General features: G+C 40.5%; 7 protein-coding genes and 1 tRNA gene. 6 read left to right on the forward strand and 2 right to left on the reverse strand.

The window, feature by feature from the left end:
* Positions 1-2 precede the first annotated feature (2 nt).
* Positions 3-3,323, reverse strand: a complete 3,321-nt coding sequence (locus tag MR041_RS05570; protein ID WP_242092614.1) for a glycosyltransferase family 117 protein — start codon at positions 3,321-3,323, stop codon at positions 3-5.
* 172 nt (positions 3,324-3,495) lie between these two features.
* On the opposite strand from MR041_RS05570, the gene MR041_RS05575 reads away from it, so the two are divergent.
* The 4 genes from MR041_RS05575 (at position 3,496) to infB (ending at position 8,464) form a co-directional block, all read left to right on the forward strand.
* Positions 3,496-3,568: transfer RNA gene (locus tag MR041_RS05575), tRNA-Gln, on the forward strand.
* Between the two features lie 426 nt (positions 3,569-3,994).
* On the forward strand, positions 3,995-4,456 hold the full coding sequence (gene rimP, locus MR041_RS05580) for a ribosome assembly cofactor RimP (RefSeq protein ID WP_242092615.1): 462 nt from the start codon (positions 3,995-3,997) through the stop codon (positions 4,454-4,456).
* Between the two features lie 14 nt (positions 4,457-4,470).
* Positions 4,471-5,703: a transcription termination factor NusA gene (gene nusA, locus MR041_RS05585; RefSeq protein ID WP_242092616.1), complete on the forward strand. Its 1,233-nt coding sequence runs from the start codon at positions 4,471-4,473 to the stop codon at positions 5,701-5,703.
* 64 nt (positions 5,704-5,767) lie between these two features.
* Positions 5,768-8,464 carry a translation initiation factor IF-2 gene (infB, locus tag MR041_RS05590; protein ID WP_242092617.1) on the forward strand — a complete coding sequence of 899 codons (2,697 nt, stop codon included), beginning with the start codon at positions 5,768-5,770 and terminating at the stop codon, positions 8,462-8,464.
* Between the two features lie 192 nt (positions 8,465-8,656).
* Here the strand turns inward: infB and MR041_RS05595 are convergent, their stop codons facing one another.
* Entirely contained in the window at positions 8,657-9,046 is a 390-nt protein-coding gene (locus MR041_RS05595; RefSeq protein WP_242092618.1) for an SPOR domain-containing protein, read from the reverse strand.
* Positions 9,047-9,259: 213 nt separating this feature from the next.
* Between MR041_RS05595 and MR041_RS05600 the strand changes: the two genes are divergently transcribed.
* The gene (locus tag MR041_RS05600) at positions 9,260-10,552 is read left to right on the forward strand and encodes a cytochrome c3 family protein (protein WP_242092619.1); all 1,293 of its coding nucleotides are present in this window, start codon (positions 9,260-9,262) and stop codon (positions 10,550-10,552) included.
* 77 nt (positions 10,553-10,629) lie between these two features.
* Positions 10,630-13,737, forward strand: a complete 3,108-nt coding sequence (locus tag MR041_RS05605) for a TAT-variant-translocated molybdopterin oxidoreductase (protein ID WP_242092620.1) — start codon at positions 10,630-10,632, stop codon at positions 13,735-13,737.
* The last annotated feature ends 7 nt before the right edge of the window (positions 13,738-13,744 follow it).

The raw sequence follows: 13,744 nt of genomic DNA on the forward strand, positions 1-13,744 counted from the left end.
AATTACTCGGTTGTGTCTATAATAGGCAAACTGTCGGATCCTGGAAAGTCCTTGTCAATAATAGGTTCTTCTGAGCTTTCTTCGGGTTCATCAACCCCGTAGAAGTGCTTGAACATTTCCAAATGGTTGTTGAAAATATCACCCTCCGTTTTTGCAAAGGTTTCGTCATGTCTTACCAGTACATCCAACAAACCTTTATAGCGTTGAATATCCGTGTAAATATCTTCAAAGAGACGTTCCTGATTTGCAATTTTCAAGCCACTGTAATAGACTAAATTTTCCTGATATTTAGCCGCCACCTTTACAAACAGTTGTCGCGCCTTTTCCTGGTTCCCAACTTCGTAGTAGGCACTGATGTAGGGTTCCAGAAGTGTGTAGTAACCATAATAGTCAACCGGCATATGTTCCATTGCTATATCGGCTATTTCTTCGGCTTTATCTAACTTATTCTCATTAATGAGTTGTTCTATCAATCTGGCCAAATTACCGCGATAGGTAATGGAATTTTTTCGAGTTTCCGGATCATGATAGATATTCGGACTACCGCTATTCCCCCAATCCCAGTGTTTTACTTTTTCATACATGAGGTCGCTGTCAACACGTCCCATGTCAAAGGGATTGGCACGATCCACAGGGGTTTTTATAGGAACCAATTTGTAACACATACCATCCAGTTGGAGGTAATCTTTCATCCAAATATAGTCGTCATCACCGAAAGCCCCTCCCGTAAAATAAATAGGCCGTTCCCAGTTGTTGTTGGCAACAATATCCAACATTAATAGCCTATTCTTAAGAATGGCACCGCCGCCTATCTTGATGTAAATGGTATCTACCATTTTATCAGCATCCTTGGGTTTTACAATACCATATTTTAGAGCGTTCGCTTTGTTAACAGATTGTTTTAAATGCGGTGTAGGTAAATAATTAGCATTTAAATCCTGACTTCTTATCTGAGATATATCAATGTCCTGTTGCTGGAGAATGTATCGGTACTTTGTTCTCGGATTGTCGCTTGCAATAAAATTTAAGGCTTCTTTAATTTCTAAAGTATCCCTTATAACTGTTTCAACAGCCACATATTCGTTAGTTCCGAATTTGTAATTCTCATGCGACAACTGAGACGGTATAGGATCACTTTCATAAGCTTTACGTTTCATTTGGTCTATGTACCAGTCCGTCTGAAATAAACTCGTATTAACAACACGGACATCGGTTCTGTATCCTTCAATTTCCTGAGCATACCATAAGGCAAAAGTATCATTATCTCCAATGGTAAACAGGATGGCATTTTCGGCGCAGGAATCCAGATACTTCTTGGCCATAGATTTTGCCGTATACTTATGCGATCGATCGTGATCATCCCAATTTTCAGCGGCCAAGATTGTCGGTACCAAAATCAAACAAACAACGGAGATAACCGGTGCTGCTAATTGTTTCGGAATATAATGCTTAAGAATCTCAAACAAGGCATATACCCCGAAACCTATCCAGAGTGCAAACACATAGAAGGAGCCCACTACCGAATAATCACGCTCCCGAGGCTCAAAGGGTCTTACATTCGTATAAAATTGTATGGCTAATCCTGTAAACAGGAAAAAGACCAGCATAACCCAAAACAATTTTTTATCGGTATTGAACAGAAAGAAAAACCCGATTAGGCCCAAAATCAAGGGCAAGAAATAATAGGTGTTTCTGGCTTTATTGTCCTTTACGTCACTAGGCAGATTATCCTGAGATAATCCCAAATGCCATTCATCAATAGGTTTTATGCCACTGATCCAGTTTCCGTGGTTATCGTAACGCCCTTGAACATCGTCTTGTCTCCCAACAAAATTCCACATGAAATAACGCCAGTACATATAGCCCAACTGATATTCCAACATATAGGCAATATTGCTTCCCAAAGAAGGTTTTTCAATATCGATATAACTTTTAAACCGTTTTAGAAAATTATTATAATCCTCATAATCTACATTCCCCTGGAGGACATCATTTTTAAAATTTGCTATTGCCGACCGCAATTCATTTTCCATCTGATACTCCGGTTTCAGATTAAAATCTAAAAAACCTGAGAACATCATATAGTTTTCAGCATGTTCAGGGCTCCACATACGGGGTAAAATGGCGGCGTGTTTTGAGTTGTAATTTTGCTTCGCGTTCCTGTAGTCGTTTACTATGGTATAGACCCCTTTTTCCTCATCTTTTTCGTATTTAGGTTTGTCGTCCGCATACGGATTCTGTTCATCAAGGTATGCATATTGATCTGTGAACAATGGTCCGTAAAACAAGTGGGTCTCAGGATATTGTTCGAGATTATAATAGGCCAATAGCTCTCGGGCACTCGATGGATTATTTTCATTGATAACGACATTGGCGTTGGCTCGAATGGGGAGCATAAGCCAGGTCGAAAAACCAATGATTACAAAAGTCAAACACAGAATACCCGTATTTAGGTGAACATACTTTTTTTTGCGGGTGTATTTTAGGGCATAATGAATTAATGCGACAAGGGCAATACCTGCAATAATGGACCCGGAATTAAATGGAAGACCAATTGAGTTGACGAAAAACAATTCAGAGGCACTAAAAAACTTGAGGATATTGGGGGCCAGCAGTTTAAAAATGAACAATAAAACGGCTATAGCCACGGCATTGGCAATTATAAAATTCTTTACCGTTATGGTTTTGTAGTTCTTAAAATAATAGATCAGACCAATGGCAGGGATGGTTAACAGTCCCATGAAATGGACTCCAAACGACAGACCGATTATAAAAGCGATTAAAATAAGCCATTTGTTTCCCCTTGGGTTATTCATATCCCGTTCCCAACGCAGCGCCATCCAAAATAAAACGCTCATAATTAGGGTGGCCATAGCATAAACTTCGGTTTCGACGGCATTAAACCAAAACGAATCGGTGAAGGTAAAAGCTAAACTTCCAACAAGACCGCTTCCCAAAATGGCAATATCTTTCTGTGGATCCTGAGTATCACCCTGAGAAACCAATTTTTTTAGTAGCAGGGTAATGGTCCAAAACATAAATAATATGGTAAAGGCGCTGGCAACGGCGCTCATCATGTTCATCATCCAGCCAATGAGGGCGTTGTTTCCAAAAGTAAACAAGGAGAAAAAAGCACCCAGCATTTGAAATAAAGGTGCTCCTGGTGGGTGACCGACCTGAAGTTTTGAGGATGTCAGTATATATTCTCCGGCATCCCAAAAGCTTACCGTTGGTTCAACAGTAAGACTGTAGGTTATTAGCGCTATTAAAAAAGAAAACCATCCTAACAGGGTGTTCCATTTTTTAAAGTTGAAATGTGTCATAAAATATCCATGTTTTTTAGCCATGGCGAATTTAGCAATAAATATGCTATTACTAATATTTTTATATTAACGTTAAGTATTTACGATTATTTTTTCTAAAAACCCTTGCGCAAAAAAAACTTTGTACTAAATTTGCACCTGCCTTTGCGGGAGCTAATTCCCTGAAAGAAACTGGCCTATGGTGTAACTGGCAACACGTCTGATTTTGGTTCAGAAGAGTCTAGGTTCGAGCCCTAGTAGGCCAACATAAAAGCATCCCGGTTCATGATATGAGCCGGGATTTTTAGTTTATGACAAATGTGGAAAGGGCGAGAAGCCTGTCCCGAGCGTCTGACTTTGAAAAAGGGAGAGCGTCGAGGGGAGCCCTAGTAGGCCAACATAAAAGCATCCCGGTTCATGATACGAGCCGGGATTTTTAGTTTACACCAAATGTCGAAAGGGCGAGAAGCGAGTTCTGAGCGCGTTTGTCTCAACACCTAAAAAAGGTCATGCCGTAGTGTCGAACTTCGATTTTGTGGTGATGATTCGAATTTACCTATAGGTTTAAGAGTTAAGCTTTAATTTCATTTGCAATCTATGCTGTAATTAATTAAAATATTATATATTTGCAGCGTTGAAAGGAAAAATTAGAATTCAGAGGGGACGGAGAGTCCCCTCTTTTTATACTAAAAATGTTTGTACAGACGGTAGAAAATTTGCTGAAGGAAGCGTTACATCAGAGACCTGATTTATTCCTCATCGATTTCAGTATTTCAAATGACAACGGGATTAAGATCGTAATCGATGGTGACCAAGGCGTGTCAGTTGAGGATTGTATGTTTATAAGTCGAAGCATTGAACATAATCTGGACCGTGAGCAGCATGATTTTTCGTTGCAGGTGATGTCTGCCGGAGCTACGGCACCATTAGTGAACAAGAGACAGTATAAAAAGCATATCAACAGAACATTGGGGCTAAAGACCAATGATGAAAAAATAGAAGGTGTTTTAACCCGGGCCACGGATGAAACAATTACTTTAGAATGGAAAGTAAGAGAGCCCAAACCTATAGGCAAAGGTAAAGTCACCGTAAAAAAGCAAGCAAATATTGCTTATGACGATATTGTGGAAGCAAAAGTTATGATTAAATTTTAATTGAGTAAAGCGTTATGGAAAATGTTGCGTTAATTGAATCTTTTTCGGAGTTTAAAGATGATAAATTAATAGATCGTGTAACCTTAATGGCCATTTTAGAAGATGTTTTTAGAAGTGCCTTAAAAAAGAAGTATGGAGATGATGATAATTTTGACATTATCGTTAATCCGGATAAGGGGGATTTAGAAATTTGGAGAAACAGGGTGGTTGTTGCCGATGGTGAAGTAGAAGATCCGAATCAGGAGATTTCGCTTTCAGAAGCTCGTAAAATTGAGCCTGATTTTGAAGTTGGTGAAGACGTATCTGAAGAGGTTAAACTAATCGATTTAGGAAGACGTGCCATTTTGGCTTTGCGTCAGAATCTGATTTCTAAGATTCACGAACACGACAATACCATAATCTATAAACAGTTCAAAGACCTAGTGGGTGAAATTTACACTGCGGAAGTACATCACATAAGACACCGCGCTGTTATTTTGCTGGATGATGAAGGCAATGAAATCGTTTTACCAAAAGATAAACAAATTCCATCGGATTTCTTCAGAAAGGGAGACAACGTACGCGGTATTATTGAAAGTGTTGAGCTGAAAGGAGCTAAGCCTGCAATTATCATGTCCAGAACCTCTCCAACCTTCCTTGAGAAATTGTTTGAGCAGGAGATCCCGGAAGTGTTTGATGGGCTTATCACCATTAAAAATGTGGTAAGAATACCGGGAGAGAAGGCAAAAGTTGCCGTGGATTCATATGACGACAGGATCGATCCGGTTGGTGCATGTGTTGGAATGAAAGGTTCGAGGATTCATGGCATTGTGAGAGAATTAGGGAACGAAAATATCGATGTTATCAATTATACTAATAATCTTCAGCTTTACATCACCAGGTCTTTAAGCCCGGCTCGGGTAACTTCTTTGAAAATAGATGAGGAGAATAAACGGGCTGAGGTCATTTTGAAGCCTGAGGAAGTGAGTAAGGCCATTGGTCGTGGAGGACATAATATAAGACTGGCAGGTCAATTGACTGGCTACGAAATAGATGTCTTTAGAGAAGGTGCCGAAGAAGATGTCGAACTGAGTGAGTTCTCCGATGAAATTGATGGCTGGATTATTGAAGAATTCAGTAAAGCCGGTTTAGATACGGCTAAGAGTGTTTTAGAGCAGGATCTGGATGATCTCGTGAAAAGAACAGATTTAGAGGAAGAGACCATTAGGGAAGTTATTAGAATTTTAAAAGAGGAATTTGAAGACTAAATGGCTGCTCAATACAGTGCATTGAGGTAGTCAACCAAATATTTAAGTATTTTAAAGGCAATTTATGGCTGAGACAATTAGATTAAATAAAGTATTACGCGAACTAAATATTTCTTTAGACCGTGCCGTGGAATTTTTGGATTCCCAGGGTGTGGAAATAGAGAAGCGCCCAACCACAAAGATTACTGAAGAGGTCTACAAAATTCTTTCGAATGAATTTGAGACCGATGCCAATAAAAAAATGGCATCTCAGGAAGTGAGTGAGGCAAAGCAGAAGGAAAAAGATCTATTGCGAGAGGAACGTGAGCGTGAACTGGAAGAAAAACATAAAGAGTTAGCCAAAAAGGATGAGGTTGTTAGAGCTTCGAAGACGCTTTCAGGGCCTAAGCAGGTTGGGAAAATAGATTTGAGTCCAAAAAAGAAGGAAACGCCGAAGAAGGATCAATCTGCAGAAAAAACAAGTAAAACAGCTGCCGAAGCGGAGGATAAGAAGGCCGAGTCCAAAAAGTTAGAAAAAGAACCTTCAAAAGAGGTCTCTGGTAAAGAAAAGACAGAGGAGAAGGCCAAAGAAGAAGTGCCACCTGTTGAGGAAAAAGTAGAAACCAAATATCAGAAGTTATCCGGACCAAAAATAGCGGGTGATAAAATAGACTTAACGCAGTTTAAAAAACCCAAGAAAAAGAAGGAAGATAAAAAAGACTCAGATAAACAGGATGCCAGGGGTAAAAAGAAGCGTCGACGCATTAGTAAGGCGGCCAGTCCTTTTGAAAGCAAAGGAGACGGTCAGCGCGGTGACAGATCTGGTAAGTTTAAAGGAAAACAAGGTGGGCGTCGAAATGTGGTTAAAGAAGAACCCAGTGAAGAGGACGTAAAAAAGCAAGTGCGTGAGACCCTCGAAAAACTTCAGGGGAAGTCTAGCAAAGGGAAAGGCGCAAAATATCGAAGAGATAAAAGAGAGCAGCACAGGGAGCAATCTCAGCTGGATCAGGAGTTAGAAGCAGCTGAAAGCAAAATTCTTAAGGTTACTGAATTTGTGACTGCCAGCGAGGTAGCCACAATGATGGATGTTCCGGTGACGCAAATCATATCAGCCTGTATGTCCTTAGGAATGATGGTGACCATGAATCAACGATTGGATGCAGAGACCTTGTCGATTGTGGCAGAAGAATTTGGGTATAAAGTGGAGTTTGTAACTGCAGATATTGAGGAGGCGATTGAAGAAGTGGAGGATAAACCTGAGGATCTCAAACCAAGAGCGCCCATTGTTACCGTAATGGGGCATGTTGACCATGGTAAGACCTCATTACTTGATTATATTCGACAGGAAAATGTTATAGCCGGTGAGTCTGGTGGAATTACCCAACACATTGGAGCTTACGGGGTGCAGTTGGAAGATGGTCAGAAAATTGCCTTTTTAGATACACCTGGTCATGAGGCCTTTACCGCCATGCGAGCGCGTGGTGCCCAAGTAACGGATTTGGCTATTATTGTAGTTGCTGCAGACGACGATATTATGCCTCAGACGAAAGAGGCTATATCGCATGCCCAGGCTGCCGGTGTTCCTATTGTGTTTGCAATCAATAAAATAGATAAACCGGATGCAAATCCTGACAAAATCAAGGAAGGATTAGCCAATATGAATCTGTTGGTTGAGGATTGGGGAGGAAAAATCCAATCGCACGATATTTCTGCCAAGGTGGGAACAGGAGTAAAGGAACTTTTAGAGAAGGTGTTGTTGGAGGCCGAATTGTTAGAATTAAAGGCCAACCCCAATAAACCGGCTTTAGGAACGGTAGTTGAAGCCTATTTAGATAAAGGACGTGGTTATGTTTCTACAATTTTGGTTCAGGCTGGAACCTTACGTGTTGGCGATTACGTATTGGCCGGGCAGCATAGTGGTAAAGTTAAGGCCATGTACGACGAACGAGGAAAGGATGTTATAGAGGCCGGACCATCGACTCCAGTTTCTATTCTGGGTCTGGACGGAGCGCCACAGGCGGGGGATAAGTTTAACGTTTTTGAAGATGAGCGTGAAGCCAAACAAATTGCGGCAAAACGTGCCCAATTACAACGTGAACAATCGGTAAGAACACAACGTCATATTACCTTAGATGAGATAGGACGCCGTATTGCCTTAGGTGATTTCCAGGAGTTGAATATCATCCTGAAAGGTGATGTTGATGGCTCGGTTGAAGCATTGACAGATTCCTTCCAGAAACTTTCAACGGAAGAAATTCAGGTGAATATTTTACACAAAGGAGTAGGTGCAATAACCGAAAGCGATGTGTTGTTGGCTTCTGCCTCTGACGCCATCATCGTTGGATTTAATGTACGACCGGTCGGTAATGCGAGATCTCTGGCAGACAAGGAAGAAATTGACATTAGAACCTACTCTATTATTTATGATGCCATCAACGATCTCAAGGATGCCATGGAAGGTATGTTATCTCCTGAACTCAAAGAAGAGATTACGGGAACTGCCGAAATAAGAGAAACCTTCAAAATTTCAAAAATTGGAACCATTGCCGGATGTATGGTAACCAATGGAAAGATATTTAGAAATTCGGGTATTCGATTAATTAGGGATGGTGTCGTCGTATTTACAGGTGAATTGACTTCATTGAAACGTTTTAAAGATGACGTCAAGGAAGTGAGTAAAGGTTATGACTGCGGTATGCAGATAAAAAATTACAACGATATAAAGGAAGGCGATATCATAGAGGCATTCCGTCAGGTTGAAGTGAAAAAGAAATTGAAATAAACGCAACCTAGACATAAATTAGAAGGTCCTGAAAGTTAAATTATGACAATCAGGACCTTTTTAAGTTTATAGCCACCTGATGTTTCATGATTCTGAAGCATCCCTTCAGATGATTTCAAGGCATAGATTTCACCTAGAAAAGGGGATTTGAATTAGGGATAAAATTATATGCGACAATGAAGAAACAAGTTCTCAGGATTTTTTCTTTGGCTTGAAAATAAAAGAACCGGGAAATTTCTGTTTTATTTGTCTTAAAGCCCGATCAGCTTCTATTTTAATTCTATAATTGCCGACCCAAATTTTAAAATTAGGAGATTCATATTCCAGACGTGATTTCCAATTTTCAAAAGCCAAATGAAATTCCTTTTGTGCCTCTTGCGCACCTGTTCTGTCACCCGAATAAATTTGAATTTTGTAATATTCGTTGCTATCCTTGTTCATTTCTTTTTTCAAATCCAACAATTCGGCAATAGCTCTATCTTGATTTAAAATCACCTGGCCTTCCTGGGCATTGGTGTTGTTCAGAGCGAAAAAACATAAAAGAGTCAGACAGAACGAAGTTTTAATAGGAAACAATTTCATAGGATAAGATAATTTTTACAAAGGTATACGATAATAATCGAAATGCAGACTTTTTATTATTTAGAAGCTTTCTAAATTAGCAATTAACAGTTCGCTAACATTTCTAAAATCGACTATATATGTTACTTTTGCGAGAGATTTTTTCAATTGGGTTTTTAGAGCTGATTATTGAAAAAATCGTACCAAAGTTTAGAAGTTAATTTAACTAAAAATATGATACAGGTAAATTACCGTAAAATAAGCCATTGCTTACTTCGTTTTGGATTCATTGTTTTATTAGCCTTTACAACATCACTTTCAGCCCAAGAAGGGGATCCAGCCAAGGGAAAATCTTTGTTTAATGCCAATTGTGCGGCCTGTCACCAGTTAGATAAGAAGATGACCGGTCCTGCTTTGCGAAATGTAGAGCAGCGTTTGATGGATGAGCAAGGATTGGATCGGGAGTGGCTTTATGCTTGGATAAGGAATAGTGCTGCAGTTATAAAATCCGGAGATGCTTATGCCAACAAAGTGTATAACGAATATGGAGGTGCTGCAATGACTGCCTTTCCACAGCTTACGGATGAAGACCTTAATAATATTTTAGCCTATACGGCTCAGGAAAAGGCGGCGCCGACTGCCCCTGCAGGTGCGGAGGTGGCTGCTCAGACTACTGCAGCTTCAGGAGGTATTTCAAACGAAATCATTCTAGGCGCTATCGCAATTCTCTTCATGTTGCTGGCACTAGGATTGTATCTAGTTAACAAAACACTTCGTCGTTTTGCTGAGGCCCAGAATATTACCTTACCGGAAGAAGCGCAAAGAACGCCACTTTGGAAAGCATTTGTTCAAAACCAATTCTTAATGTTGGTGGTTTCTATTTTCTTCTTGTTGGCCAGTGCCTATTACGTTTATGGTTATCTCATGCAGATTGGGATAGATCAAGGCTACCAACCAGTACAACCCATTCACTTTTCACATAAAATTCATGCCGGAGATAATGGTATAGATTGTAAATATTGTCATTCCTCAGCACGGGTGAGTAAGAGCTCAGGAATACCTTCCTTAAATATATGTATGAATTGTCATAAATCTATTTATGAATATAAAGGAGAGACCTCTCCGGAATATTCTAAAGAATTCTATGATGGTGAGATTCAAAAATTATATGCCGCAGCGGGTTGGAGTGATGCCGACCAAAAATATACGGGGGAATCCCAACCTGTAAAATGGGTGCGTATTCATAATTTACCTGACTTTGTTTACTTTAATCACTCCCAGCACGTTTCGGTGGCGGGTGTTGAATGTCAAACCTGTCATGGTCCGGTTGAGGAAATGGAAATTCTATATCAGGATGCATCACTTACTATGGGATGGTGTATTAATTGTCACCGAGAGACCAATGTGAATGTTGCGGATAATGCCTATTATGAAAAGATTCATGAGGAACTTTCGAAAAAATATGGTGTGGAAAATTTAACGGCCGCTCAAATGGGTGGATTGGAATGTGGTAAATGCCACTATTAAATGGTGTCGCTTTGTCTTTTTTTAGAGCGAAGTAAAGGTTCAAGATTAAAAAATAAGAAGTAATTCAATTATATAATATGTCATCAAACAAGAAATACTGGAAAAGTGTTGAGGAGCTAAACGAAAATAGTTCTATTGTTGAGGCGCTAAAACAGAATGAGTTTGTAGAAGAAATTCCGACCGATGAATTTTTAGGCGATAAATCAACCTTGGAGTCTGCTTCTACAACCAGACGCGATTTCTTAAAATATGTAGGGTTTAGTACTGCTGCTGCTTCGTTAGCGGCATGTGAAGGTCCCGTAAAAAAGTCGATTCCCTATGTGGTGCAACCTACCGAAATTATTCCGGGTGTTGCTAACTATTACGCAACCACTATTGCTGATGGATTTGATTTTGCCAGTGTTTTGGTTAAAACACGAGAAGGACGACCCATTAAAATTGAAAACAATACAATGGCCGTTGTCAATGGTCACGCGAATGCCAGAGTGAATGCTTCAGTTTTAGGTTTATATGATAGCTTAAGAGTTCAAAGTCCAAAAAAGAATGGTGCGTCTATTTCCTGGAGTCAGTTGGATGATGAGGTCATTAATGCCTTGACAAAACTCAGTGAAGATGGGAAAGGGATTGTATTATTGACACAAACATTTGCCAGTCCTTCAACGGCAAAATTAATTTCGGAATTCAAGGAAAAATATGGTACTGTCAGGCATGTTGTTTACGATGCCGTATCCGAGTCTGCTGCATTAAATGCATATCAGAACACCTACGGTGAGCGTGCTTTGGCAAATTACGATTTCTCTGAGGCCATGACGATTGTATCGGTTGGTGCCGATTTCCTCGGGGATTGGCAAGGGGGTGGTTTTGATGCCGGATATGCGAAAAACAGAGTACCGGACCATGGAAAAATGTCAAGACATATCCAGATTGAATCTAATTTATCACTAACAGGAGCCAATGCTGATAAGCGCATTCCAGTAACACCATCGCAGCAAAAGTTAGCCCTTGCTAAATTACATAGCTTAATTACGGGGAGTAATGTGACCGTGGACTTACCGGAAGCCATAGTATCAGCAGTTGAAAGTGCGGCATCCGAACTGAAGAAAGCAGGTAGCAAAGGCGTTGTGGTGACAGGTATACAGGATACAAATGCCCAAACAGTGGTATTTGAGATCAATGAGGCCCTGGCAAGTAAGGCTTTTGACCCCAAAACCCCTATAAAGACGAGACAGGGTAACGACAAAGATGTTGCGCAGTTGGTGGCTGATATGAAATCCGGCAAGGTTGGAGCCCTCATCATGTGCGGTGTCAATCCGGCATATAGTTTGCCGAATGCTGCTGATTTTATTGAAGGCCTGAAGAATGTGAGTTTGTCAGTTGCATTTTCAATGAAGGAGGATGAAACGGCTTCTGAAGCACAATATATAGCTGCAGCGCCACATTATCTGGAGTCCTGGGGTGATGTTGAAATGAAGAAAGGCCACTATGCATTGATGCAACCTACGATTCGTCCTTTGTTTAATACAAGACAATTCCAGGAGGCCCTTCTAAAATGGATGGGAAATGACACCAGTTATCACGATTATATAAAAGGGGCCTGGACGGATTCTATATTAGGTGAGAACTCATTTAAGAAAGCCCTTCACGATGGTGTTTATGTTGGTCAGATGAATTTGGAATCAGAGGAGTCAGTAGAATCCAATGAATCAGAGGAGCCATCCGAAGAAACCAGTTCAGGAAATGCTGCTCAGGCATTGGCTGCTTCAGTGAGTTCTGCTAACGGATTAGAACTTACCTTATACACCAAAATCGGAATGGGCGATGGCCAGCAGGCCAATAATCCATGGTTACAAGAATTCCCGGACCCAATTACAAGGACAGCATGGGATAACTATTTGACCGTTTCAAAAGCCGATGCTGATGCTTTAGGTCTTGTGAATACCTATGTTGCGAATGGTGCACTTAATAGTAATTATGCTAAGATTACCGTCAATGATGTGAGTCTGACAGCACCGGTTATTATTCAGCCTGGTCAAGCCAAGGGATCTGTTGGATTGGCATTTGGTTATGGTAAAACTAAAGGTTTAAAAGCTGAAATGCAGACCGGTGTCAATGCTTTTATGCTTTATCGCGATTTTAATAATGTGCAGTCGGTTTCAATTGAGCCTGTGGCAGGTGAGCATGAGTTTGCATGTGTACAGCTGCACAATACATTGATGGGACGTGGTGATATTGTTAAGGAAACGACTCTGGAAATTTTTAATACAAAAGATAAGGAACATTGGAATGCCGTTCCGGTGGTATCCTTAAATCATAAAGAAACACCCGTCACCTCTCCGGAGGTAGATCTATGGGATGAATTTGATCGTTCCATCGGGCATCACTTTAATTTATCAATTGACTTGAATGCCTGTACAGGATGTGGAGCCTGCGTTATAGCTTGTCATTCAGAGAATAATGTACCAGTCGTTGGAAAGACTGAAGTACGTCGCAGTAGAGATATGCATTGGTTGCGCATCGATAGATATTATTCCTCTGAGGATTCATTTGAAGGCGATAATGCCAAAAAAGAGGGTATTTCCGGTTTAGGAAGCTCCTTAAGTGAGTTCAATGAAATGGAAGGTGCTTCTGAAAACCCACAGGTAGCATTCCAGCCGGTAATGTGTCAGCATTGTAACCATGCACCATGCGAGACAGTGTGTCCGGTAGCGGCAACCTCACACGGACGTCAGGGTCAGAATCACATGGCCTATAACCGCTGTGTCGGAACGCGATATTGCGCAAACAACTGCCCTTATAAAGTGCGCCGTTTTAACTGGTTCCTATATAGCAATAACGATGAATTTGATTATCATATGAATGATGATTTAGGACGCATGGTCTTAAATCCTGATGTTGTGGTGCGTTCCCGTGGGGTAATGGAAAAATGTTCGATGTGTATTCAAAAAACCCAAAAGACCATTTTGGATGCAAAACGCGATGGACGGGAAATTAAAGATGGCGAATTTCAGACAGCTTGTTCGGCAGCCTGTGGCAATGGAGCTATGGTGTTTGGAGACATTAACGATAAAGAGAGTCAAGTTGCAAAACTAAAAGAGGATAACCGTATGTATCACTTGTTAGAACATGTAGGAACGAAGCCTAATGTGATGTATCAGACGAAAGTGAGAAATACGACAGAAGCATAAATCTAAT

Origin of the sequence: Aestuariivivens sediminicola, from assembly GCF_022662015.1 — a bacterium.
Taxonomy (GTDB): domain Bacteria; phylum Bacteroidota; class Bacteroidia; order Flavobacteriales; family Flavobacteriaceae; genus Aestuariivivens; species Aestuariivivens sediminicola.